We start from the raw sequence: 25,108 nt of genomic DNA, 5'->3' as shown, positions 1-25,108 counted from the left end.
CACAAAACGCACGCCCCGGCATCACTTTGGTGTCGGGGCGGACGTCGGTGTGGACGGGATCACCGGGTCGTCAGTCGCTGCCGATAGGCTGAAAGCATGACGCGAGCCGAGCAGCCAACGGCCCACCCGCCGACCCCGGACGACGCCCTGGCGGCGGACTCCCGAGAGCGCGCCGTACGGGCGCTGTTGCGTGAGCCGCAGCTCAGGCGGTTGTGGAGCGCACAGCTGGTGAGCGGCGTCGGTGACGCCCTCGCCCTCCTCGTGCTCGTCCTCCTCGCCCTGCAAGCGGCCATCGTCGAGGGTGCGTTCGGCGGCGGTTACCGGGGTGTGGCGTTCGCGGTCGCGATCGTCTTCGCGGTCCGGGTGCTCGCCACCGTGCTGTTCGGCGCCGTCCTCCTCGGTCCGCTGACCTCCCTCACCTCGCCGGACGGACCGCTGGACCGCCGCTGGACCATGGTCGGCGCGGACGGCGTGCGGGCCGCCCTGCTGATCGTCGCGCCCCTGTGGATCGACTGGACGCCCGACGACGCCCTGGCACTGCTGCTGGTCACCGTCTTCGTGACCGGTGTCGCCGAGCGGTTCTGGACGGTCGCCCGCGAGGGCGCCGCCCCCGCGCTGCTGCCCGCCCCGCCCCTGGAGGGCGCGACGGTACGGCCGCTGCCCGACCACATGGACGCCCTGCGCCGGCTGTCGCTGCGCACCACCTTCCTCGCGATCCCGCTGGCGGCCGCCACGCTGGTCGCCGCCGCGCTGTTCAACAACCTCCTGGGCGCCGGCGTCGACTGGTTCGGCGGGCACCAGGCGGCCCTCGCCTCGTACGTCGCGGGCGGACTGTTCGCCGGCTCCCTGTCCGTCGTGGTCTTCCTGGAACTGCCCGGCACCCGCACCCCCCGCGCGCGGTCGCCGCTCGAGGGGCTGCGCCGCCCGCGGACGGCCGGCGGCGCCGACGCGGGCCGCACCGGCGTGATCCCGGTGCTGGTCCTGGCCTGCGCCGCCGTGGCCGGGGCGATCGCCGCCGCCGTCGCCGTGGCGGTGCTGCACGCCAAGGACCTGGGCGGCGGCCCGGTGCTGTACGGCCTGCTCGTGCTCGCGCTGACCGGCGGCGTCGCCGTCGGCGTCCGTACGGCGCCGAAGGTGCTGGTGACGCTGTCGCGGCGCCGGCTGCTCGCGCTGGCGATCGCCTTCACCGGCGTGGCCCTGCTCGCGGCCGGGCTGGTCCCGGACGTCACCACCGTGCTGCTGCTCGCGGCCCTGGCGGGGGTCGGTGCGGGGGTCGCCGCCAACACCGGGCACGCGCTGCTCGACCAGGAGACAGAGGACCAGCGCCGCGCGCGCATGACGGAGCACCTGCACGCGGTCGTACGGGTGCTGGTGGCGCTCGGCGCCCTGATCGCCCCGCTGGTGGCGGCGCTGATCGGGCCGCACCGGCTGGAGAACGGCAAGTTCGTCTTCGCCCACGGCGGAGCCGCCTTCACGCTCATGCTGGTCGGCGCGCTGCTGCTGCCGGTGGCCGCGCTGGTGCTCGCCAAGGTCGACGACCGCTCCGGCGTACCCCTGCGCAACGACCTGCGGGACGCGCTGCTCGGCGGCGACGACCCGGTGCAGGCACCCGCGGCGAACGGTTTCTTCATCGCCCTGGAGGGCGGTGACGGCGCCGGCAAGTCCACCCAGGCCGAGGCCCTCGCCGAGTGGATCAGGGCCAAGGGCCACGAGGTCGTCCTCACGCGCGAACCGGGCGCCACGCCCGTGGGCAAGCGGCTGCGGTCGATCCTCCTCGACGTCTCCAGCGCCGGTCTGTCGCACCGGGCGGAGGCCCTGCTGTACGCGGCGGACCGCGCGGAGCACGTCGACACCGTGGTCCGGCCCGCCCTGGAGCGCGGCGCGGTCGTCATCACCGACCGGTACATCGACTCGTCCGTGGCCTACCAGGGCGCCGGCCGCGACCTGTCCCCGACCGAGATCGCGAGGATCTCGCGCTGGGCGACGAACGGCCTCGTGCCGCATCTGACGATCCTGCTCGACGTCTCCCCGGAGACCGCCCGCGAGCGCTTCACGGAGGCGCCGGACCGTCTGGAGTCGGAGCCGGCCGAGTTCCACGCGCGCGTGCGTTCCGGCTTCCTCACGCTGGCCGCCGCCGACCCGGGCCGCTACCTGGTCGTCGACGCCGGCCAGGAGCCCGAGGCCGTGACCACCGTCGTACGCCACCGGCTCGACCGGATGCTGCCGCTCTCCGAGGCCGAGATCGAGGCCCGGGAGGAGGCGCGGCGCAAGGCCGAGGAGGAGGCCCGCCGCAAGGCCGAGGAGGAGGCCGCGCGCAAGGCCGAGGAGGAGCGCCTGGAGCGGGAGCGCCAGGAGCAGCTCGCCAAGCTGCGCGCCGAGGAGGAGGAGCGCAAGCGGCGCGAGCTGGAGGAGGCGCAGCGGCGCGAGGCCGAGCGGCAGGCCGAGGAGGCCCGGCAGCGTGCCGAGGAGGCCCGCCGGCGTGCCGAGGAGGAGCGGCTGAGGCTCCTCGCGGAGGAGAAGGCCCGCGCCGAGGAGGAGGCCCGCCGCAAGGCGGAGGAGGAGCGGCGCCGCAAGCAGGCCGAGGAGGAGGCCCGGCTGCGCGCCGAGGCCGAGGCGCAGCGCCTGGAGAAGCAGCGCAAGGCCGAGGAGGCGCTGCTGCGGGCCGAGGAGGCGCGGCGCGCGGCGGAGCAGGCCGCCGCCGCGGCCCAGGCCCGGCCACGGCCCGCCCCGCCCGCGGCCTCGGTCGCCCCGGACGCGGCGACCGAGCCCACCCCGGTGGTCACCCCGAAGAACGCCTCGGGCGGACCGGTCGAGGACACCGCCGTCCTGCCCCCGGTGCGCATGGACAAGGATCCCGTCGAGAGCGCGGCGGACACGGAACCGTCCGCTGCCGGGACTTCCGGAGCGCGGGTGTCGGACGCCGAGGTGACGGCCGAGCTGCCGCAGCCGCCGGCGCCCGCCGGGGCCGCGGACGAGACGGCCGTGCTGCCGCCGGTGCGCGCCGGGAGTGCCGAGGACGAGACGGCCGTGCTGCCCGCCGTCTCCGCGGAGCAGCCCGACGACCGGGTGCCGAGGGGGTACTTCCGCGACGAGCGCGCGGCGCGGCCGGAGGTGGCCGAGGACCGTACGCAGGAGCTGCCGCAGGTCGACGAGACGGGCGCGCCCCGGCAGCGGCCGCGCCCGGACTGGGCCGAGGAGACGCCGCTGGACGACCTGCCGTCGCTGGCGGACGAGCTTCTGGGCGGGCACCAGGACGACGACGACGTCGACGAGGGCCGTAGGCGGGGCCGGCGGCGCTGAGGTCCGTGGCGCCGCCGGCCGCGTCGCGGTCGGGGCGGCGGCGCCGGTGTCCCTCGCGCGGCGGGGCCGGCACCGCCGCCGTCCGTGAGCGCCGGGCCGCGTTGTCGGTGGCTGCCCGCACAATGGAACCCGCAGGGCGCAGGGTGGTCCGCGGCACGGCTCGGCCGGCGCCGCGGGACGTGAACGTGACGGAAGGGCGGCGTGGGCCATGACCGTGTGGGACGACCTCGTCGGGCAGGACAAGGTGAGCGAGCAGCTCGCCGCCGCCGCCCGGGACGCCGACGCGCTCGTCACCGCGGCGTCGGCCGGCACCGCGCCGCCCGAGGCGTCGAGCATGACGCACGCCTGGCTGTTCACGGGACCGCCCGGCGCCGGCCGGCTCCAGACGGCCCGGGCGTTCGCCGCCGCGCTCCAGTGCGTGAGCCCGGACCGGGCGCTCGGCGGGGCCCCCGGGTGCGGCTTCTGCGACGGCTGCCACACGGCCCTCGTCGGCACACACGCCGACGTCTCGGCGGTCGCCGCCGTGGGCGCGGAGATCCTCGTCAAGGACATGCGGGACACGGTCCGCAAGTCGTACACCGCCCCGGCGACCGGCCGCTGGCAGATCATCCTCGTCGAGGACGCCGAGCGGCTGAACGAGAAGTCGGCCAACGCCGTCCTCAAGGCCGTCGAGGAACCGGCCCCGCGCACGGTCTGGCTCCTGTGCGCGCCGTCCGTCGAGGACGTCCTGCCGACGATCCGCTCCCGCTGCCGGCACCTGAATCTGCGCACCCCTTCCGTGGACGCGGTCGCCGACATGCTCGTACGGCGCGAGGGGGTCGATCCGGCCGTCGCCGCGGCCGCCGCCCGCGCCACCCAGGGGCACGTCGACCGGGCCCGCCGCCTCGCCACCGACCCGGCGGCCCGCGAGCGCCGCGCCGCCGTGCTGAAGCTGCCGCTGCGCGTCCAGGACGTCGGCGGCTGCCTCAAGGCGGCACAGGAACTCGTCGACGCCGCCGCCGAGGACGCCAAGCAGCTCGCCGAGGAGCGGGACGGCAAGGAGACCGACGAGCTGAAGGCGGCGATGGGCGCGGTGCAGGGCGGCCGGATGCCGCGCGGCACGGCGGGCGTGATGAAGGACCTGGAGGAGATGCAGAAGCGGCGGCGCACTCGGACGCAGCGCGACAGCCTGGACGTCGCGCTCTCCGACCTCACCGCCTTCTACCGCGACGTCCTCGCCCTCCAGCTCGGCTCCCGCATCGCCCTCGCCAACGTGGACGCCGAGGACACCCTCGAACGGCTGGCCCGCGCCGGCAGCCCCGAGTCCACCCTGCGCCGCATCGAGGCGATCGCCGCCTGCGGGGCGGCCCTCGACCGGAACGTGGCCCCGCTGCTGGCGGTGGAGGCGATGACGATGGCGCTGAGAGCGGGCTGAGCCCGGCACCGGACGACCGGCACCGGTCGAGGGGCGACCGGACGGCCGACGCCGGGTGAGGGGGCGACCGGGGGTACGAGGTGATGGACGGGGTCACTCGTCCGTGGCAGTTCGCGTACGCATCGCTTTCAACCGGTCGCACACAGTTACGCTCGTTCAATGTACTCCAGGCGCTCCCCCCACCGGTTCCGCACCGGCGTCACGCTCCTCTCCTTCGCCGCCCTGCTCGTGTCCGCCTGCTCCTCCGGGAGCTCCCCGAGCTCCACGAGTTCCGCCGGCCCGGCGGCCGCCCATGTGGCCCTGGCCGCGCTTCCGCGGGCCACGCCGTCCGCGCTGACGTCGTACTACGGGCAGAAGCTGAGCTGGCGGGAGTGCGGCGTGCCCGGCTTCCAGTGCGCCACGATGAAGGCGCCGCTCGACTACGCCCGGCCCGGCGGCGGCGACGTCCGGCTCGCCGTGGCCCGCAAGAAGGCGACCGGCCCGGGCAAGCGGATCGGCTCGCTGTTGGTCAACCCGGGCGGGCCGGGCGGCTCGGCCGTCGGTTACCTCCAGCAGTACGCCGGCATCGGTTATCCGGCCCAGGTCCGCGCCCGCTACGACATGGTCGCCGTCGACCCCCGGGGCGTGGCCCGCAGCGAGCCCGTGGAGTGCCTCGACGGGCGTGAGATGGACGCGCACACGCAGACCGACGTCACCCCCGACGACCGGCGGGAGACCGACGAACTCGTCGGCACCTACAAGAAGTTCGCGGAGGGCTGCGGCGCCCGGTCCGCCCGGCTGCTGCGGCACGTCTCCACCGTCGAGGCGGCCCGCGACATGGACATCCTGCGCGCGGTCCTCGGGGACCGCAGGCTGACGTACGTGGGGGCGTCGTACGGGACGTTCCTCGGAGCGACCTACGCGGGGCTGTTCCCGGAGCGGGTGGGACGGCTGGTGCTGGACGGCGCGATGGACCCGTCGCTGTCCGCCCGGCGGATGAACCTGGACCAGACGGCGGGGTTCGAGACGGCGTTCCGGTCGTTCACGAAGGACTGCGCGCGCCGGCCGGACTGCCCGCTCGGCACCGAGGCCGGGAAGGTCGGCGAGAACCTCAAGGCGTTCTTCGGCAGGCTCGACGCCCGCCCGCTGCCCACCGGCGACGCGAACGGCCGCAGGCTCACCGAGTCCCTCGCCACCACCGGGGTGATCGCCGCGATGTACGACGAGAGCACCTGGGAGCAGCTGCGCGAGGCGCTGGCCTCGGCGATGCGCGAGAACGACGGCGCCGGCCTGCTCGTGCTCTCCGACAGCTACTACGAGCGGGGCGTCGAGGGCGGCTACGCCAACCTGATGTTCGCCAACGCGGCCGTGAACTGCCTCGACCTCCCCGCCGCGTTCGACGGCCCCGACGAGGTGCGCGAGGCGCTGCCCGCTTTCCGGAAGGCGTCCCCCGTCTTCGGCGAGGGCCTCGCCTGGGCCTCCCTGAACTGCGCCTACTGGCCGGTCGCGGCCACCGGGGAACCGCAGCGCATCGAGGCCAGGGGCGCGGCCCCCGTCGTCGTCGTCGGCACCACCCGAGACCCGGCGACCCCCTACCGCTGGGCCCGGTCCCTGGCCCGTCAGCTCGCCTCGGCCCGTCTGCTCACCTACCGCGGCGACGGCCACACCGCCTACGGCCGCGGCAGCGCCTGCATCGACTCCGCGATCAACGACTACCTCGTCCGCGGCACCCCGCCGGCGGACGGAAAGACCTGCTCGTAGCCTCGCGGCCACCCCGGGACGGCCCCCTCCCGGGGTGGTTCGGAGCACTCCAGGAAACTGTGTAGACTTACCGACGTTGCTGATCGCACCATAGGTGCGCACAGCGCGCCGCCTTAGCTCAGATGGCCAGAGCAACGCACTCGTAATGCGTAGGTCTCGGGTTCGAATCCCGAAGGCGGCTCTGTGAAAGCCCCAGGACTCACTCGCCGTGACCTGGGGCTTTTGCTTTTATCGGATGCGGCGACGGGCCGGGCGCGGGCTGCGGGAAGGCTGCGCGCGGACCGCGCGCGGCGGTCGTCGGTGCCGGCTCCGGCCTCGGGTCCGGCCGTGGGCGGCCACGGGGCGAGGCCGGTGACGCGCCGTAGGGGTCAGGGACGGCCGACCGGCCCCCGCCCCTCGGCCGCGCCGGCGGCGGGGAGAGGAGCGGGGTTCCAGCGGCGGGGCGTCGTTCGCGCCCGACGGGCCGGCGGCTCAGCGGGGCACGGCGAACGTGGACGTGCGCGGGGTGAACTTCGTGTCTCCGTCCTTGGCGGTCGCCAGGGTCGAGACGTGCCAGGTGCCCGGCGCCAGTTCGGCCGCCTCCGCCTCGGTGACCTTCAGGGTGTAGGTGCAGCGGGACGTGTCGGCCGAGGTGCTCCGGCAGGTCGCGCTCTCCACGGACCGCATCTCCGCCTCGGTCGGGTCCAGGTCGGAACTCGCGGGCCAGGCCAGGACCTTCAGGCTCCGGACGCCGGAGTCGTCGCTCACGTCCGCGGTGAAGGTGAGCGAGCCGGCCTGGGTGCCGGCCGGAGGGACGTAGCGGGTCGAGGCGTTCTCGACGGTCAGCTTCCCGGACGTCTGCGTCGAGGCCACGGCGAGACCGGCGGCGGCTCCGCCGAGGACGACGACACCGATGACCGACGGCACGATGATGCGCTTGGACATGGAAATCCCCCTGGGATCGGTCGTGCGGAAGAGGTGGGCACAGCGGGAGAGGTGCTCGGGCGGGTCGGCCGCAGGGCGCCTTCTCGATGGGATCGAGCCTATGAGCGGGCCGGCGCGCGGTCCTCGGGCAGCAGGATGATTGCCCGGTCGAACCGGAGGTGGAGGGCTGCTCCGCGACGCCGCCCTTTTCTGTATCCCAGGGTGGAGAGCCGGATCCGTCTCCGGCCCGAGGGCGCCGTTCGGCCCCGCCCATAGCCTTGGTCCGTCATGAACCGAACCGACGACCGGCTGGTACCGGTCCTGCTGATCTGCGTCCAGGCCGTGGTGTGGCCCGGGGCGGAGCTGGTGCGCGGGCACGCGCCGCTCGCGTCCGCCCTCCTCGTGGCCGTGCTGGTCGCCGGGCCGGTGACGGCCGCCCTCTCGCTCCGTCGCGCACGCCCCGTCGTCGCCCTCCTGTTCGTCGCCGCCGCCTGTGCGCTGGGTGCCGGGCCGTTGCCCGTCGGCGCGATGGCGGTCCTCGGGACCGCGGGCGTGGCGCTGGCCCTGTACACGGTGGCGACCGAGCGCGACACCTTCACCGCCGTCCTGTGCGTGGTCGCCCTGGCCGTCTGGCAACTGCTGCAGAACATCAGCCTGCACGGGCTCAGTGACCGCGACGGACTCGACCTCGTCCTGACCGCCCTGCTGTACGCCGCCGCCTGCGGCACCGGTCTGCTGGTGCGGCGCACCCGGCGCGCGCGACGGACGGACGAGCAGGTGCTCCGGCGCGCCGAGGCCGAGCGCCACCGGCTGCCGGCGGTCGAACGCCGACGTATGGAAAGGGAGTTGCACGACGTCAGCGCACATCATCTGACCGCCGTGGTGGTCACGGCGGGAGCGGCGCTCGGACTGCGCGAACGTCGTCCCGAACTCACCGGGGAAGCGCTGGAGTTCGCGGCCGAGACCGGGCGGGAGGTGACCCGCGCGCTCGGCGCGGTGCGGGCCCCGGCTCCCTCGCGGGAGGAACTGCCCTCCCCGCAGGAGCGGTTGCGTTCCCTCGTCGCCGGGTTCCGCCGGCTGGACCAGCGGGTGGAGGACGAGATCGGTCCGCTGCCGGACGGCGTCGTCGCGGACGCGGCGTACGGCATCGTGCGCGAGGCGCTGACCAACGTCGCCCGGCACGCCCCCGGCGCCGCCACGACGGTGCGCTGCCGGTACGGCGACACCCGTACCGACGTCGTGGTCACGAGCGCGGCACCCCCGGCCGGCGCGGCGGCACACGGCGCGGGACTCGGCTCGGGCCGCGGCCAGGGCTTCCTGCGGTCCCGGGCGCGGGAGGCGGGCGGCACACTGACCAGCGGTCCGACCGCGGACGGTGGCTGGGAGGTGCGCGCGGTCCTGCCCGGCCGTACCGCCGCACCGGTGGAGGCGTCCGTGGCGCGGACCTACCGTCTCGCGCAGGTGACGGCCGCGGTCGGGCTGTGCCTGCAACCGCTGCTGCCGGTGCTGGTCGTCCGGCCGGAGACCACGTCGAACGGGTCCCAGGTGTCGGCGGGGGTGCTCTTCGCGCTGCTGGCCGCGGCGCAGGCCGTCGCGCTGCTGTGGCTGCGGCGGACGCCCCGCGCCGCCCTGGGCGTGCTGCTCGGTCTGGCCCCGCTGTGGCCGGTGGCGATGATGGTGGGCCGGTACACGGGCCCGGTCCTCGTGCCGCCCGTGCTGAGCATGGCCGCCACCTGCGTGGCGCTCGCCGCCGACGCGGCCCGCCGCGCCGGCGCGCCGTCCCCCGTCGGGCCCGGGCCGCGGCCCGGCCCCGCCTCCCTGGCCGCCGCCTCCCTCTCCGCCGTCCCCGCGGCCGCCGTCGTCGTGCACGCCGCCGCGGCGAGCGCCGCCGTCCTGGACCGCGGCACGGACCTGGCCGGCTGGGGGGTCGCCGGGGCGGCGACGGCCGGGGCGGCCCTGGCGGTCGGCGCGGCCCGGTGGGGCGGAGCCGTGCGCGGGCGGCGGGACCGGGCCGACCGCGGGGTGCGGGAGGAACGCCTCGCCGCCTGGACCGAGGAGGCCGTGCGGGAGGCCTGGGCCGAGCGGCGCCGGATCGCCGCGGGGCTGGAGGGCACGGTGCTGGCGCGCGCCGCCGACATGGTCGCGGAGGCGGAGGCGGGCCGGCTCGACGCCACCGCCGACCGGGCCCGCGAGGCGCTGGCCGCGATGCGCGCGCTGCTCGACACGGTCCGGGAGGGGGAGCCGGGTCCGGCCGGGCCCGAACTGCGGCCGCAGCCCACCCTCCAGGCCCTCGACCTGCTCGCCCGGCAGTGCCGGGCCACCGGCCGCGAGGTGGAGATACGGCTCACCGACCGCGTGCCGCGGCGGCTGCCCACGGCCGTCGACCTGGCCGCCTACCACGCCGCCGAGACGATGCTCGCGGCCGGCGGGGAGGAGCCCGCCGTGCTCGAACTCGACGCCGACGACCACGCGCTGACCCTCACGGCCACGGGGGTGACCGGCGCCGGCCTCCCCGCCGTACGGGAGCGGCTGGCGGAGCGGATCGCGGCGCTGGGCGGCACCCTGACCGCGGGACGACAGGGGCCCTTGTGCCTCCGGTTGCCGCTCGCGGACGGGCGGGACGACGAGGGGGAGCGATGAGTCTCAGGGTGCTGGTCGCCGACGACCAGGACGTCGTACGGGCGGGGTTCGCCGCCGTCATCGACGCCGAGACGGACATGACGGTCGTCGGCGAGGCCGGTGACGGCGCGACGGCGGTGCGGCTCGCCGGGGAACTGGCGCCCGACGTGGTCGTCATGGACTCGCGGATGCGGGACCCGGACGGCATCGCCGCCACCCGGCTCATCACCGGCCGGGAGAACGCGCCCCGGGTACTGGTGCTGACCGGCTTCGACCTCGACGTCCACGTCTTCGACGCGCTGCGCGCCGGTGCCTCCGGCTTCCTCCTCAAGGACGTTCCCGCGGCCGGACTCCTGCACGGCATCCGGACGGTGGCCGCCGGTGAGGGCGTGCTCGCCCCGTCCGCGACCCGCCACCTCATCGGCCACTACGCCCGGGGAGCGGGCAGCGGGGACCGGTCCAGGAACGGCCCCCGCGAGCCGGCCGGCCCGAGCGGCCGCGAGCGGCACCTCCTCACCCTGATCGCCTCCGGGCTCGACGACACGGAGATCGCCCGGCAGCTGGGCCTCACCGCCGGCGCCGTGAGATCCCGCGTCGACGCGCTCCTCGGCGGACTCGGGCTGCGCGACCGCGTGCAGGCGACGATCCTCGCCTACGACCTCGGCCTCGCCCGCCCGAACCCGCCCGCCTCCCTCGGCTGACCCGCCGCGCGCCGCCCGCCGGGCGTCCGCCGGTCGGTTGCCGGGTCGTCCACCGGTCGGCCGCCGTTCGTCGGCGGAGGAACGTATTCGTGCCTGACACCGGTACCCGTGCCGGCCGTTCGCTTCCCCGTGGACCGCGCCACGCACTCGGTGACGTCGCCGACCGTGGCCGCCTCGCGGCCTGTGCCGCCCTGCTCGCGCGGACGGTCGTGGCAGGCGTGAACGGCGGGTGCGACCGGTGAGGAGCTGGAGGCGGGGAGGCTCCGGTCGTCCTTCCCGGGTCCTCTCGACGCACCCTCCGAGCGGGACACGGCGAAGCCGGTCCCTCAGGGGCGGAAACCGCGGCGCGGGCCCCGGTCGTTCACCTCCGCCGACCGAGGCCCCCACGCGCGTCCGGAACCGGCCATGGCGGCGACACTCCCCCGAGAAACGCGTAGCACGCGCGCGCCGTCGAGACGGATCCGATGTGGTGATCACATCAGGCTCCCCCAACGAATCGCTAACATGTGGCCAACGGTTCTCCGTGGCGGCGGAGCCGTCGTCGCAGGTCGTCCGGGGTGAAGCCGCCGGGCGGGCGCGGGAGGCGGGCCGCGACGGTGACGGACTCCTGCGGAACCGTCAGGGACAGGGTGGCGGAACATCGCCGTGCCGGGGCGGAGATCCGCGAGAGCGGCGGGATCCCGCCGAGGAGCGCGTCCGGGACGGGTGCGCGGAAGGGCGGGGGTCGGCGTGATGCGGCAGTGCGGGCTGCGGTTCGGACTGCTCGGTCCACCGGTCCTGTACGACGGCGTCCCGGACCCGTACGACGGCGTCCCCGCCCCGCACGACGACGTGCCTGCCCCGTACGGCACCGTCGTGGACCCCTGTGTCACCACCGCTCCCGTCCCCTTCGGCGTCCACGGAGTCAACGGCGTCCGTGACATCCGCAGCCCCAAGACGCGCGCGCTGCTGGCCGCGCTGCTCCTCGACGCCGGCCGGATCGTCCCGGCCGAGTCGCTCAAGGAGGTGCTGTGGGGCGGCGCGCCGCCCGCCTCCGCGCAGGCCTCGCTGCACAACCACGTCACGCGGCTGCGGCGCATGCTCGACGACCCGGCGCGGCTGCGGACGGTGCCGCCCGGCTACCGGCTGCGGATCGAGCACGGCGAACTCGACGTCCACCTCTTCGAGCGTCACCTCGCCACCGCCCGCGGCGCGCACGCCGTCCACGACTGGGGACGGGTGATCGACGCGTGCGCGGCGGCACTCGCCCTGTGGCGGGGCACCCCGCTCGACGGCCTCCCCGCCGAACCGGGCGGCCACGCCTTCACCCAACGCCTGGGGGAGGCGCGCCTGCAGCTCCTGGAATGGCGCTACGACGCCGAACTCGGCCTGGGCGAGACGCGAACCGGAACCACGACCGGGCCGGGAACCACATCCGGACCAGGAACTGCAACCGGGCCGGGAACTGCAACCGGGCCGGGAATCGCAGCCGGACTCGGAACCGGCTCCGCCACCGGAACCCGTCCCGGACCCGCACCCGAGCCCGTAACCACGCCCACGCCCGTGCCCACGCCCATGTCCGCGCCCATGCCCGGACCTGGACTCGACCGTCTGGTCCCGGAGTTGACCGCACTGGCCGCGGAGCACCCGCTGCGCGAGGCGTACCACCGTCAGCTGATGCTCGCCCTGCACCGGAGCGGCCGCCGGGCCGAGGCCCTCGCCGTCCACCGCGACCTGCGTACCCGCCTCGTGGAGGAACTCGGCATCGAACCGGGTCCGGCGGTACGCGAGGCCCACGTGGAGATCCTGCGGGGCCGGCGAACGGACCCCCGTACCCCGGTCCGGACACCCGCCCCCGCCTCGCCCCCGTCCCCCGCCCCGCCTCCCACCCGCACCCGTCCTCCCGCTCAGCTCCCTCCACCGCCGCCGTACTTCACCGGCCGTACCGCCGGCATCGACTCCCTGCGCCGCACCCTCACCGCGGAGCCTCCGACCGGCGCGGGTCCCCTCGCCGTCATCAGCGGCATGGCCGGCGTGGGCAAGAGCGCCCTCGCCCTGCAGGTGGCCCACACCCTGAAGGAACGTTTTCCCGACGGGCAGCTCTACCTCGACCTGCACGGCGCCACCCCGGGCATGACCCCTCTCACCGCCGGCCAGGCCCTCGCCACGCTCCTCCGCGACCTCGGCACCGACCCGTGGCACATTCCCGAACACCCGGACGCGGCGGCCGCGTCACTGCGCACCCTGCTCGCGCCGACCCGCACGCTCCTGGTGCTGGACGACGCCGCGCACGCCGCGCAGGTACGCCCGCTGCTGCCGGCCGGTCCGGGCTGTGCGGTGATCGTCACCAGCCGCTCGCTGCTGACCGCCCTCGACGGCGCCCACCGCTTCCCCCTCGCGCCCCTGTCCGACGAGGACAGCGCGGCCCTGCTGCGTGCCGCGTCGGGACGCGACGGCCTCGGTCCCGGCCACCCCCTCGTCGGGCTCACCGGCCGGCTGCCGCTCGCCCTGCGCGTCGTGGCCGCCCGCCTCGCCGCCCGCCGGGCCCTCACCCCGGACGTCCTGGCGGGCCAACTGGCCGACACCGGCGGCCGTCTGCACCACCTGGAGTACGACGACCTCAGCATGCGCCGCTCCCTCGCGGTCGCGCACGACGCGCTCGCCGCCTCCGACCGCGAGGCCGACCGCGACGCCGCCCTCGCGCTCCGCCGGATCGGCACCCTCGACCTGCCCGCGTACGGCGTGCCGCTGCTGGCCCGTCTCACCGGCACCGGCGAGCGCCGCGCCGAGGCCGCCCTCGACCGCCTCGTCGACGTGGCCCTCCTGGAGGAGACGGCGTACGGCCGCTACGCCCCCCACGATCTCGTGCGGGACTTCGCGCGCGAGCTGGCGGAGCGCGAGGACGACGAGGGAACCGGCACCCCTGAGGACGACGACCACCGCGCCGATCCCCACGAGGCCGATCCCCACGGGAATGACGACGAGGGTGACGACCGCGCCGCCCCCCGGCGGGGTACCGACGACGGCGCAGGCGCCGGCGATCCCGTCCGCACCGCCCCGAGGACCACCGCCCCGAGGACCCTCGCCCCCACCGCCCCGAGGACCACCGCCCTGCGCTGGTACGCCGCCGTGGCCGAACGCGCCCTCACCGCCATCGTCGAACCGGGCCCCGACCAGGACGACCGCCGGTGGCCCACCGCCGCCCAGCCGTCCGCGCACGCGGCCCGGGTGCGGGACGTGCCTCCCTTCGGCGGCCCCGAGGAGGCCTTCGCCTGGGGCGACGGCGAGCTGGAGAACATCGTCGCGCTGGTCGAGGGCGGGCGGCACGGCACGGGGGACGGCCCCCACGGCGGCCGGACCCGGACACCGCGGTCCGGGGCGGACGACACGCCCCTCGTCTCCACCCTCCTGCGCCTGTTCTTCCCCTACCTCCACCGCAGCGGCCGGGTCGCCGAGATGGAGATCCTCGGACGGACCGCGCTGCGGGTGGCGCGCGACCTCGGGGACGAGGCCGCCGAGGCCTACGCGCTGGGAGACCTCGCGGGCCTGCACTTCCTGACCGGCCGCCAGAACGCCGCCCTCGCCCTCACCGACCGGTCCCTGGCGATCTGGCGCCGCCTCGACCGGCTCTCCTGGATCCGGCGCTGCCTCAACAACCGCGGCCTGCTGCTGGAGTGCCTCGGCCGCCACGAGGAGTCCGGCCGGGCGCTGCGGCAGAGCCTGGAGTACTCGCGCCGGCTCGACGACCGGCACGGCCAGGCCGTCACCCACAGCCACCTCGGCAACCTGTACGAGCACACCGACCCGCGCGCCGCCATCGAGCAGCACCGGCTCTCGCTGGCCATCGGCGACGAGATCGGGGCGGTGCTCGTCCAGCACTCGGCGCACTGCAACATCGGCTACGCCCACCTCACCCTGGGCGAACCGGCCGCCGCCCGGCCGCACTTCGAGGAGAGCCTGCGCATCCTCGGCGGTCACGGCGACTGGCACGGCGAGTCCCAGACCCGGCTCGGCCTGGTCCGCGCCCTGCGCCTGCTGGACCGCACCGAGTGCGCCGCCCGCGAGTGCGCCGAGCTGCTGCGCCGCGCCGACGCCCGCGCCGACCGCTACACCGGCGCGCTCGGCCGCCACCAGCACGGGCTCCTGCTGCACGCGCAGGGGCACCCGCGGCGGGCGCGGGAGGAGTGGCGGCGGGCGCTGGCCGCGCTGGACGGCACGGACGAGAGAGCCGTCGTGGTGGAACTGGGGGAGCTGCTCGCCGGGGCGGAGTGATCACTTGGCGTCGGCATAGCACTCCACCACCGCCGTGGTGAACGGGAACCGCACCGGCGTCGTCCCGAACGTCAGCCGCCCGGCCAGTTCCGACGCCTCCCGGATCGCGGCGACGACCGCCCCGGTCTCCTCCTCGGGACAGTGCACGATCACCTCGTCGTGCTGGAAGAAGACCAGCTCGGCCGCCATGGCCGCGCAGGCCCGCCGCAGCGCGGCGAGCAGCAGCAGGGCCCAGTCGGCCGCGCTGCCCTGGACGACGAAGTTGCGGGCGAAGCGGCCCCGCGCACGGGCGTCGCCGGAGGCGTACCCGGGCGTCCACTGCCGGGCCTCGGACGGATCGTCGTCCCCGGTCGGGATGCCCGCCTCCTCCGCCGCGTCCTCCCCGGCGCCGGCCGCGGGCGGGCAGGTCCGGCCCAGCCAGGTCCGCACCAGCCGGCCCTCCTCGCCGGCCCGCGCCGCGTCGTCGACGTACGCCACCGCGCGCGGGAAGCGGCGGCGGAGCGCGGCGAGGTTCTTGAGGCCGTCGCCGGAGGTCTGGCCGTAGACCGCGCCGAGCACCGCGAGCTTGGCCTGGGCGCGGTCGCCGGAGAACGCGCGGTCGGAGACGGACTGGTAGAGGTCGCTCTCCCGGCCGGCCACCTCCATCAGTCCCGGATCGCGGGAGATCGCCGCCAGCACGCGGGGCTCCATCTGGTCGGCGTCGGCGACGACGAGCCGCCAGCCGGGGTCGGCGACCACGGCGCGCCGGATCACCTTGGGGATCTGCAGGCCGCCCCCGCCGTTGGTCACCCAGCGGCCGGTGACGGTGCCCCCGGCCAGGAACTCGGGCCGGAAACGGCCGTCGCGCACCCAGTCGTGGAGCCAGGACCAGCCGTGCGCGACCCAGATGCGGTACAGCTTCTTGTACTCGACCAGCGGCTTCACGGCCGGGTGGTCGAGGGACTCGATCTCCCAGCGGCGGGTGGACCTGACCCTGATGCCGGCCTGCGCGAACGCCTTCACCACGTCGGCGGGCAGGTCCGGCCGCACCCGGCGCCCGAAGGCCGCCGACACCTCGTCCGTGAGTTCCGCGAGGCGCCGGGGCTCGCCCCCGCCCGCGTACCGCTCGCCGAGCAGGCCGTGGAGCACCTCGCGGTGGACGTCGGCGCTCCAGGGCAGACCCGCGCGGTTCATCTCCGCGGCCACCAGCATCCCCGCCGACTCGGCCGCCGTCAGCAGCCGCATCCGCTCCGGGTGCTCCGTCCGGTCGTGCCGCCGCTGCTGCCCGGTGTAGACCGCGAGGAGGTCGGCGAGGGGGAGGGCGGTGGCCTGCGGCTCGAAGAGCGAGGACTGCGCGCCGGGTTCGGCGGCGCGCTGCGGGGGATCCGGCGGGACGGGGCCGCCGCGCAGCCGGGCCAGGGCGGCGGCCGCCGAGCGGGGTTCGCCGTGCCGCCCCTCGTGGCCGAGGAGGAGGGTCTCGGCGTCCTCGACGTCGTAGCACCGCTCGACCCGCACGCCCGCGGCGAGCAGACGCGGATACACCTCCGCCGTGGAGCGCCACACCCACCGGCTCACGTCCGGCCGCGCCCGGACCGCCGCCGCCAGGTCCGGCTCCCGCACGACGGGGCCCGCGGGCAGCCCGTCCGGACCGAGGGGGGCCAGCTCCGCGCCGCCGCCCTCGGCCGGGGCGAGTGCCCAGCGTTCGGCCATGCCGCGAGTGTCGCAGGCAGGTCCGACAACGGGCCGGGGGCGCCGGGCACGCCCGCCCGGTGAGCCCCGCCCCCGGGCCTCCGGCGTGTCCTGGACCGCCACGCCCTCCCGGACCTCCGGCGCGGCTCCCGGGGCCCCCGGCGCCGTGCTCCCGGGCCTCCGGCGCGTCCTTCGGACCCTCAGGCCCCCGGCGTCTCCTCCGGACCCCGCGCGCCCTCCCGCTCCCGCCGGCCCTGGATCAGGGCGAGCGTCTCCTCGACGTACCGCTCCACGCCCGCCTTGTCGACGCCGAGCCCGCTGAGGACGCCCGCGCCGTTCTCGAACTCCAGCAGGGCCAGCAGGATGTGCTCGGTGCCGACGTGGTCGTGGCCCAGGCGCAGGGCCTCGCGGAAGGTGAGTTCGAGGACCTTCTTGGCGTGCGAGCCGTAGGGGACGAGTTCGGGCGCCTCGTCGACGGCGGGCGGCAGCGCGGCGGTCGCCGCCTCGCGCAAGGCCTCCGGGGTGACGCCCTGCGCGGCCAGCGCCTTGACCGCGAGGCCCTCCGGCTCGGCGAGCAGGCCGAGGGCCAGGTGGGCCGGCAGGCCCTCCGCGTTGCCGGCCGTCCTGGAGGCGCTGTGGGCGGCCATCACGGTGTTCCGCGCGCGCGGGGTGTACCGGCTGAAGCCCTGACCGGGGTCGAGGTCGGCCGACTCCTTCGGCACGAACCGCTTCTGCGCCGCCTGCCGCGTCACGCCCATGCTCCGGCCGATGTCGCTCCAGGACGCCCCCGAGCGCCGGGCCTGGTCGACGAAGTGGCCGATCAGGTGGTCGGCCACGTCGCCGAGGTGCTCGGCCGCGATGACGGCGTCCTGGAGCTGTTCGAGGGGCTCGGGGTGGACCTTCTTGATGGCGTCGATGAGGTCGTCGAGACGGACGGTGGCGGAAGGATCCTGTCGCGAAGTCATGCGTCAACCGTAGGTTGACACGGGGAAGGCGTCAACCCGCGGTTGACGATCGCGGGCCGCCACGCGCGCGTGGCACGATCCATGGGTGAGCAGCACGCCCAGCACCGTCGAACGCGCCTTCCGGGCGGCCCTTTACGACGACACCGACACCGCCCTCGACACGGGTGCGTCCCTGCTGGCCGCCGACCCCGCCGCGGACACCGAACTCGACCGGCGCGGCCAGGAGTTCCTGGCGGACGCCTGGCGCCGCGGCTGGCAGCCCGCGGACCTCGTACGGCTCGTGCGCCGCGACCTGGAGGACACGCACGTACGCCTGCTCGCGGCGCTGGTCCGCGCACAGGCGCCGCACGACCGGGCGCGCGGCCGGCGCTGGTCGGCCCAGGTGGAGGAACTGCCCGCCGGCCCCGCGCCCCGCACCGGCGACCGCTTCTCCCGTGCGACGGTGGTGCTGGAGCTGTACCGGCTGCTGCTGCGGCTGCCCACCCTCGAACCCCTCCGGGAGGCGGACGGACGGCCGCGCTCCGACTCCCGCATGCTCACCCGCATCCGCGCGCTGCTCGCCAAGGCGGAGGCGACCGGATTCCCCGAGGAGGCGGAGGCGCTCACCGCGAAGGCGCAGGAGCTGATGGCCCGGCACAGCGTCGACGAGGCGCTGCTCGACGCGGCGGCTCCGGCGCCGGACGCGCCCGGCGCCCGCCGCATCGGTGTCGAGCCGCCGTACGAGCAGGCCAAGGCGGTGCTGCTGGACGCGGTCGCCGGCGCGAACCACTGCCGGGCCGTGTGGAACGAACCCTTCTGCTTCTCCACGGTCGTCGGCTTCGAGGCCGACCTCGAGGTGGTGGAACTGCTCTACACCTCGCTCCTCGTGCAGGCCGGGACCGCCATGGCGAAGGCGGAGGCGGCACAGCGGGCGGGCGGCCGCCGGCGCACGAAGACCTTCCGCCAGTCCTTCCTGGCCGCTTACGCCCACCGGGTGGGCACCCGGCTGGCCGTCGCGGCCGAGACTCCGGTCGGCGCCGACCTCCTCCCGGTGCTGGCCTCCCGTGAGGTGGCGGTCACCGCGGCCACGGACCGCCTCTTCCCCCGGACGACCACCACCCGCCTGCGGGGCGTCACCGACGAAGCGGGCTGGACCGAGGGCGCGGAGGCGGCGGACCGGGCGCAGGTCCGCTCGCGACCGCATCTCCCGTGACCGGGGGCGCACGACCCCACGCGCCCGCGTCCCCACCCACCACGACCACGAGCGGGCATCACGTCGGCTCCCGCCGCACCGCATCGCGCCGCACCGCAGGGCGGCCCCGCGAGCCGGACCGCGTCGCCGCACCGCGACGGCGACCTGTCCGCGTACGGTCTCGCCGCCCTGCCGCCCTGCGGCCGGGCGCCCGGCCGCCTTACGCAAGCCGTCGGCCGCGAGCCGTCGGACGTGATCTGCCGGACGAGAGGTCAGTCCCCCGCCACCTGGAACGCGCTCACCGAGGCGTCCGGCTTGTCGCCGTCCTTGAGGGCGACCGCGCCGTACGACCAGTCCAGGCTCTCCGTCGCCGAGGCGTTCGCGAGGCCGCACGTGAGGGTCTCGGCGGCGAGGCCGCCCTCGCCCTCCTCGCCGCGGACGTAGGTGATCGTGAAGGAGGCGGTGGCCTGTTCGGCGAGGGGCAGCGACTGCGCCTCGGCGGCCTCGTCCTGGGGGACGGCGACGGCGGTCCCGGCGGCTTCCAGCTCGACCTTCGGGAAGCCCTCCAGAGTGCATTCGCCACCGCCGTTGGTGACCGTGACGGTCACGTTGCCGGTGTCGCCGACGGCGGGGGCGGCGTTCACGGCGCCGACCGCCATGGTCAGGTCACCGGCGGCGCAGGCGCTGCCGGAAGAGGCCTTGTTCTCCCCGTCGCCGGAGGAGCCGTCGTCCCCGCCGCCGCAGGCGGTGAGGAGGAAGGCGGCGGCGAGGGCGGTGACGGTGATCGGAACGGCGCGCATGAGTGGTCCCTACGGTGACGTGACGGTGCTCGGGAGGATCATCACGCATGAACGCCCCCTTCCGGTGCGCGGCCCCCGCCCGGTGACCGCTCGGCTATCCCGGACCGGCCGTCGGCAGTCCGGACGGCCACTGTCCACCCTCCGCCCTGGTGTACGTCTCCTCGCCGGCCGCCCCGTCCCAGGTGATCTCGAGACTCTCGCCGTCGACGGAGCCGACCATGCCGGTCGTCCGGTCCTTCTTCCCGCTCGGGCAGGTGAGCCGGATCATCGTCATGTCCGACTCCTTGCCGGCGCTCCCGCTGCACACGGTGCCGCCGGTCGCGAAGAGGGCGGCCTGCCGACCGGTGACGATCAGGGCGACGGCCCGGCCGTCCGCGGTGGTGAGCCAGCTGCCCTCCAGCTCACCGGCGGCCGTCACCGAACCGCCCGTACCGCCGCCACCCGTGCCACCCGTGCCACCCGTGCCGGACGTGCCACCCGTGCCGGACGTGCCGGACGTGGCACTCGGGGTGGCCGGGGACGAGCTCCCGGAGCCGCCGGACCCGCCGTCGTCGCTGCACGCGGTCAACGCGAGCGCACCCGCCAGCGCACCGGCCAGCGCACCGGCCGCGGCGGCGGCCCGCACCCTCCGGCGGGAGGTCCCGCGCGCGGGACGCGGGGTGGGCGAGGGGCGCGAGAAGTTCGCCGAAGTCACTGCGGGCTCCCAAGCTGTAGCCGGACGGCCGGGTCGACCGGAGGAACCGGTGAGAACCGGAAGGACCGGCAGCAAGCTACCAGCCGGGAAACAAGGGAGCCCGCCCCGGAGGGAACGGGGCCCGCCCCGCCCTCACCTCACCTTCGCCGGGAAACCCGCGCCCGCCCCGCAAGGGACCCGAGGAGGCCGGGGACCGGTAGGAGCCTGCCGGCGGTGACGGTCGGAGGGCGGCTGCCCGCCGATGTCCCCGGCGGCGTGACGCGCCACCGCGACCTGACGAGGGCGGTCGGCGCGCCGCGCCCGTCAGGCGCCCGCACCCTGCCGTACGGCACCCGCCGGCACCCCGGCGTATCCCGGCCACCGTCGTACGACGGCTCCCCCTGCCGCCGTACGGCCCGATCGCCGTTCGGCCGACGGGAGGTGCGCCGGGCGTCCCGTCTGGCCGGCGGGCGCGCCGTCCGGACGTCCGTCGGCCGGCCCCCTTCGCAGACCCGCCGGAGAGGTGCCGGCCCTCACCCCTGGGAACGACGCCCGCGTCGCCGCCGGGGCGAGACCGTCTCGCGCGGGGGATCCGGAGGCCGGGGCCCCGGCCTGTTCGCGGTCGGAGGCCCGGCGGCGCGACGGCTTCCGCGGCTCCGACGCCGGAGCCGCCGGACGGGACCCGCGGGCCGGCCGGCGGGCCGAGCGGACGACCCGCGTCCGCCCAGGCGGGAATGATCCGGCCGTCCTTCGCGGCCCGCTCCGGAGCCGCTCCGCCGAACAGCGGCCGGGACGACGGAACACCGGAGGCACCCGGTGCGTCTCTTCCTGTGCACGAGTGGTTCGATCCGTACCACCTCTCGACCACCTCTCGTGCCCGCGCTGCCGCGGAGCACCCGAAGGCACCGGTGGCGCATGCGGAACGGGGCGCGGGGCAGACGCGGGAACAAGCCCCAGAACTGTCCGGGCCCGGTAAAGCGGGCGTCACAGCTGTAACCACATGGGCACCGCCCGTGCACGTGCATCTGCTCATGCAGGCGCATGTGAACGGGGCTATGATCCGGAACAGTTGACCATGGCATCTATGGCCACACGAGCCAGTGCACCATCAGGGAGCGACCTGTGGACCACGACGTTGACGGGGGGCACGACGTGTACAACGGCATGGCGGCCACACACTTGTACGGGGTTGCCTGGCAGAAGAGCCGGCACAGCAACAGCCAGGGGTCGTGCGTCGAGTTCGCGCGGCTGCCCGGCGGGGAAGTGGCCGTGCGCAACTCGCGCTTCCCGGACGGTCCCGCGCTCGTCTACACGCGGGCCGAGATCGAGGCGATGCTGCTGGGCATCAAGGACGGCGAGTTCGACCACCTGATCGTCGGCTGACGACGGTCGGCCCCGGCGTGCGACGCGCCGGACGAATCGGTGCACAAAGGGCTACGACGCGCGTAGAACCGCGGCACCGGAAGGCACCGCGGTTCGTCAGCCGGCGGGTTCGTGCAGCCGGAACAGCGCCCAGACGACCTTGCCGCCCAGGTTCGGGGAGAGGGGTTGCCAGCCCCATCCCTCGGTGAAGGAGTCGACGAGGAACAGTCCGCGTCCCGACTCCGCCGCGCAGTCGTCCACCTCACCCGGCAAGGGGCTGTCCCGGCTGGGGTCGCGCACCGCGCACACCAGCCGCCCGGTCCACCGCAGCAGGTGCAGCCGCACGAGCGACCGCCGCTCGGGCACTCCCGGAGCGGCGTCCGGCGCCATCCCGTGCCGCAGGGCGTTGGTCACCAGTTCCGAGACGACCAGACATATGTCGTCGGACCGCTCGCCCACTTCCCACTGGCCGAGGGTTCTCCTGGTGAACCGCCGCGCCTCGCGCACCGCTTCGAGGCGGGTCGGCAGAGCACAGGAGGCCGCGTCGGACACGGCCGCGGGGTCGAGCGGCGGAAGGCCCTGCCGTAACGGCTCGAGCATGGTCGATCCATTCGTCCCCATGCGAGGCACTCCCGGGATTCGCGGTCGTTGCGATGCAGCGGTGGCGCGGGACCATGGTTTCCGATGCGAAGGGCAGATGCAAGGGCAGATGCACGTGCACGTGACCGAAATGGACCTGCCCGTACCGCTTCTTGGCCATTTTTTCCGCCATCTTCTCGCAGCTCGCGGGCACTTCCCTCGGTTTCTCCCCACCCTTCCCGCCCTCGCACCGGGGGTACCCTTTGGCTTTTTTCCATCTCTGTAATCGGCCGAGTACTGCTCGAAGTGTTTTAGTGGCAGACTGCGGGCCCTGAGGACGGTTGGGGAGGCTGGCGAACGTGAGCGCGGGAGAGCCCGGATCGGTGGTGCGGCGGATGCTGCTCGGCTCGCAACTACGGCGACTGCGTGAAGCCCGTGGCATCACGCGCGAGGCGGCGGGATATTCGATCCGGGCGTCGGAGTCGAAGATCAGCCGGATGGAGCTGGGCCGGGTGAGCTTCAAGACACGTGACGTGGAAGACCTGTTGACGCTGTACGGCATCTCGGACGACGCCGAGCGCCAGGCGCTCGTCGGCCTCGCCCGCGAGGCCAACGTGGCCGGCTGGTGGCACAGCTACTCCGACGTCCTGCCCAACTGGTTCCCCACCTACGTCGGCCTGGAGGGCGCCGCCGCCCTGATCCGGGCCTACGAGGTGCAGTTCGTGCACGGTCTGCTCCAGACCGAGGCGTACGCGACCGCGGTCGTGCGGCGCGGGATGAAGGGCGCGAGCGCGGCCGACGTCGACCGGCGCGTGGCCCTGCGCCTGGAGCGGCAGAAGTACCTCGTCGCCGAGAACGCCCCCGGCTTCCACATCGTCCTCGACGAGGCGGCCCTGCGGCGGCCGTACGGCGGTCGCGAGGTGATGCGCGAGCAGCTCCAGCACCTGATCGAGATCTCCGAACGCCCCAACGTGCGGCTGCAGGTCATGCCGTTCAGTTTCGGCGGCCACTCCGGCGAGTCCGGCGCCTTCACCATCCTGAGCTTTCCGGATCCCGACCTGTCGGACGTCGTCTACCTGGAGCAGCTCACCAGCGCCCTCTACCTGGACAAGCGCGAGGACGTCGCCCAGTACGAACAGGCGCTGAAGGAACTCCAGCAGGACAGCCCCGGCCCCGACGCGAGCAGGGACCTGCTGCGCGGGCTGCTCCAGCTCTCCTAGAGCCCGTCGTCCGTCCGGATCGCGCCGGACCCCGCGGGGTCCGGCGACGCGCGCCGGGGGTTTCCCCTCGGGAAGCCCCGCGAGTGGCCGACTGTGACCCCAACTCCCTTGAAACACACATACGATGACGTGTGATCAGATCGTTGTGCCGATCGCGGCCGGTGGCAGCAGGGGATTGAGGGATCACATGTCGTCGTACTTCACGGACCTGGCCCAGCAGTACATCGACGGTAAGTGGCGTCCGGGGACGGGGTCCTGGGACATCATCGACTTCAACCCCTACGACGGCGAGAAGCTCGCGTCGATCACGATAGCCACCGTCGACGAGGTCGACGAGGCCTACCGCGCCGCCGCCCGCGCCCAGAAGGAGTGGGCCGCGACCAACGCCTACGCCCGCCGCTCGGTCTTCGAGAAGGTGCTGCGGCTGGTGGAGGAGCGTGAGGCGGAGATCAGCGAGATCCTCGTCGCCGAGGCCGGCGGCACGTTCGGCAAGGCCGCCTTCGAACTCCACCTGGCCAAGGAGTTCCTGCGCGAGTCGATCCACCTGTCGCTGCGCCCCGAGGGCCGGATCATCCCCTCGCCGATCGACGGCAAGGAGAACCGCGTCTACCGCGAGCCGGTCGGCGTCGTGGGCGTGATCAGCCCCTTCAACGTGCCCTTCCTGCTGTCGCTGAAGTCGGTCGCCCCCGCGCTGGCCCTCGGCAACGGCGTGGTGCTCAAGCCGCACCAGAACACCCCGATCGCCGGCGGTACCGTCATCGCCAGGCTCTTCGAGGACGCGGGTCTGCCCCCGGGCCTGCTGAACGTCGTCGTCACCGACATCGCCGAGATCGGCGACGCCTTCCTGGAGCACCCCGTCCCGCGGGTCATCTCCTTCACCGGCTCCGACAAGGTCGGCCGGCACGTCGCCACCGTCGCCGCCTCGCACTTCAAGCGGTCCATCATCGAGCTCGGCGGCAACAGCGCTTTCGTCGTCCTCGACGACGCCGACGTGGACTACGCGGTCGACGCCGCCGTCTTCAGCCGCTTCGTCCACCAGGGCCAGGTCTGCATGGCCGCCAACCGCATCCTGGTCGACCGCTCGCTCGCCGACGAGTTCACCGAGAAGTTCGTCGCCAAGGTGAGGACCCTCAAGGCCGGCGATCCGCGCGACCCGCAGACCCTCATCGGCCCCGTCATCAACTCCTCGCAGGCGGAGGCCCTCTCCGGCGTCGTCGAACAGGCCGTCGGCGAGGGCGCGACCGCCCTCCTGCACGGGACGACGACCGGCAACCTCGTCGAGCCCTCCGTGCTGAGCGGCCTGCCCACCGACTCCGCCCTGCTCCAGCAGGAGGTCTTCGGACCGGTCGTCTTCCTCAACACCTTCGACGGCGAGGAAGAGGCCGTACGCCTCGTCAACGACACCCCCTACGGGCTCAGCGGAGCCGTCCACACCGGTGACATCGAGCGGGGCGTCGCCTTCGCCCAGCGGATCGTCACCGGGATGTTCCACGTCAACGACGCCACGGTGCACGACGAGCCGATCGTGCCGTTCGGCGGCGAGAAGAACTCCGGCGTCGGCCGCCTCAACGGGGAGACGACCCTGGAGGCCTTCACGACGACGAAGTGGATCTCGGTGCAGCACGGGCGCAGCGGCTTCCCCTTCTAGACCTCCTCACCCCCCGCACCCTCCTCGTTCTCCTCCCGGCATGCCGCGAGCCGTCCTTCCGGCGTGCCGGGAGCCGTCTCCCGGCCGCTGCCGG

General features: G+C 75.0%; 16 protein-coding genes and 1 tRNA gene. 11 read left to right on the top strand and 6 right to left on the bottom strand.

Annotated elements, in window-relative coordinates; translation table 11 throughout:
• Positions 1-96 precede the first annotated feature (96 nt).
• The 4 genes from tmk to ACZ5FU_RS09120 all read left to right on the top strand — a co-directional run bounded on the left by tmk (position 97) and on the right by ACZ5FU_RS09120 (position 6,635).
• The gene (gene tmk, locus ACZ5FU_RS09135) at positions 97-3,300 is read left to right on the top strand and encodes a dTMP kinase (RefSeq protein WP_469045129.1); all 3,204 of its coding nucleotides are present in this window, start codon (positions 97-99) and stop codon (positions 3,298-3,300) included.
• A gap of 208 nt (positions 3,301-3,508) precedes the next feature.
• Positions 3,509-4,714 carry a DNA polymerase III subunit delta' gene (locus tag ACZ5FU_RS09130; RefSeq protein WP_469045128.1) on the top strand — a complete coding sequence of 402 codons (1,206 nt, stop codon included), beginning with the start codon at positions 3,509-3,511 and terminating at the stop codon, positions 4,712-4,714.
• Positions 4,715-4,873: 159 nt separating this feature from the next.
• Entirely contained in the window at positions 4,874-6,454 is a 1,581-nt protein-coding gene (locus ACZ5FU_RS09125) for an alpha/beta hydrolase (protein WP_451780215.1), read from the top strand.
• Positions 6,455-6,561: 107 nt separating this feature from the next.
• Positions 6,562-6,635 (top strand) — tRNA-Thr (locus ACZ5FU_RS09120).
• A gap of 290 nt (positions 6,636-6,925) precedes the next feature.
• Here the strand turns inward: ACZ5FU_RS09120 and ACZ5FU_RS09115 are convergent.
• The gene (locus ACZ5FU_RS09115) at positions 6,926-7,378 is read right to left on the bottom strand and encodes a DUF5707 domain-containing protein (protein WP_469045127.1); all 453 of its coding nucleotides are present in this window, start codon (positions 7,376-7,378) and stop codon (positions 6,926-6,928) included.
• A gap of 267 nt (positions 7,379-7,645) precedes the next feature.
• Between ACZ5FU_RS09115 and ACZ5FU_RS09110 the strand changes: the two genes are divergently transcribed.
• The 3 genes from ACZ5FU_RS09110 (at position 7,646) to ACZ5FU_RS09100 (ending at position 14,928) form a co-directional block, all read left to right on the top strand.
• A complete protein-coding gene (locus ACZ5FU_RS09110) occupies positions 7,646-9,997 on the top strand; it encodes a sensor histidine kinase (protein WP_468642599.1) in 2,352 nt (783 codons plus the stop codon).
• Positions 9,994-10,677 carry a response regulator gene (locus ACZ5FU_RS09105; protein ID WP_451528315.1) on the top strand — a complete coding sequence of 228 codons (684 nt, stop codon included), beginning with the start codon at positions 9,994-9,996 and terminating at the stop codon, positions 10,675-10,677. Before ACZ5FU_RS09110 ends, ACZ5FU_RS09105 begins: the two co-directional genes overlap by 4 nt.
• A gap of 732 nt (positions 10,678-11,409) precedes the next feature.
• Positions 11,410-14,928 (top strand): AfsR/SARP family transcriptional regulator, encoded by a 3,519-nt coding sequence (locus ACZ5FU_RS09100; RefSeq protein WP_469045266.1) that lies wholly within the window; start codon positions 11,410-11,412, stop codon positions 14,926-14,928.
• On the opposite strand, the gene ACZ5FU_RS09095 is transcribed toward ACZ5FU_RS09100, so the two are convergent.
• A complete protein-coding gene (locus tag ACZ5FU_RS09095) occupies positions 14,929-16,617 on the bottom strand; it encodes a bifunctional 3'-5' exonuclease/DNA polymerase (RefSeq protein WP_469045126.1) in 1,689 nt (562 codons plus the stop codon). It abuts the gene before it with no gap.
• Positions 16,618-16,796: 179 nt separating this feature from the next.
• Positions 16,797-17,561, bottom strand: a complete 765-nt coding sequence (locus tag ACZ5FU_RS09090) for a Clp protease N-terminal domain-containing protein (protein WP_468642602.1) — start codon at positions 17,559-17,561, stop codon at positions 16,797-16,799.
• A gap of 85 nt (positions 17,562-17,646) precedes the next feature.
• Between ACZ5FU_RS09090 and ACZ5FU_RS09085 the strand changes: the two genes are divergently transcribed.
• The gene (locus ACZ5FU_RS09085) at positions 17,647-18,753 is read left to right on the top strand and encodes a DUF2786 domain-containing protein (protein WP_469045125.1); all 1,107 of its coding nucleotides are present in this window, start codon (positions 17,647-17,649) and stop codon (positions 18,751-18,753) included.
• Positions 18,754-19,004: 251 nt separating this feature from the next.
• Here the strand turns inward: ACZ5FU_RS09085 and ACZ5FU_RS09080 are convergent, their stop codons facing one another.
• On the bottom strand, positions 19,005-19,532 hold the full coding sequence (locus ACZ5FU_RS09080) for a DUF4232 domain-containing protein (protein WP_451528319.1): 528 nt from the start codon (positions 19,530-19,532) through the stop codon (positions 19,005-19,007).
• 94 nt (positions 19,533-19,626) lie between these two features.
• Positions 19,627-20,226: a hypothetical protein gene (locus ACZ5FU_RS09075; protein WP_469045124.1), complete on the bottom strand. Its 600-nt coding sequence runs from the start codon at positions 20,224-20,226 to the stop codon at positions 19,627-19,629.
• 1,101 nt (positions 20,227-21,327) lie between these two features.
• Here ACZ5FU_RS09075 and ACZ5FU_RS09070 point away from each other — a divergent pair.
• Positions 21,328-21,588: a DUF397 domain-containing protein gene (locus ACZ5FU_RS09070; protein ID WP_451528321.1), complete on the top strand. Its 261-nt coding sequence runs from the start codon at positions 21,328-21,330 to the stop codon at positions 21,586-21,588.
• A gap of 96 nt (positions 21,589-21,684) precedes the next feature.
• Here the strand turns inward: ACZ5FU_RS09070 and ACZ5FU_RS09065 are convergent, their stop codons facing one another.
• The gene (locus ACZ5FU_RS09065) at positions 21,685-22,167 is read right to left on the bottom strand and encodes an ATP-binding protein (RefSeq protein WP_451780263.1); all 483 of its coding nucleotides are present in this window, start codon (positions 22,165-22,167) and stop codon (positions 21,685-21,687) included.
• Between the two features lie 374 nt (positions 22,168-22,541).
• Between ACZ5FU_RS09065 and ACZ5FU_RS09060 the strand changes: the two genes are divergently transcribed.
• Together ACZ5FU_RS09060 and ACZ5FU_RS09055 are read left to right on the top strand one after the other, a co-directional pair.
• Positions 22,542-23,366: a helix-turn-helix domain-containing protein gene (locus ACZ5FU_RS09060; protein WP_469045265.1), complete on the top strand. Its 825-nt coding sequence runs from the start codon at positions 22,542-22,544 to the stop codon at positions 23,364-23,366.
• A gap of 187 nt (positions 23,367-23,553) precedes the next feature.
• Positions 23,554-25,014 (top strand): aldehyde dehydrogenase family protein, encoded by a 1,461-nt coding sequence (locus tag ACZ5FU_RS09055; protein ID WP_451528323.1) that lies wholly within the window; start codon positions 23,554-23,556, stop codon positions 25,012-25,014.
• The last annotated feature ends 94 nt before the right edge of the window (positions 25,015-25,108 follow it).

The sequence above is a fragment of the Streptomyces sp. NPDC031554 genome (genome assembly GCF_055580685.1).
The sequence above is the reverse complement of the archived record's forward strand: the minus strand, read 5'-3'. Positions and strand labels throughout refer to the sequence as shown.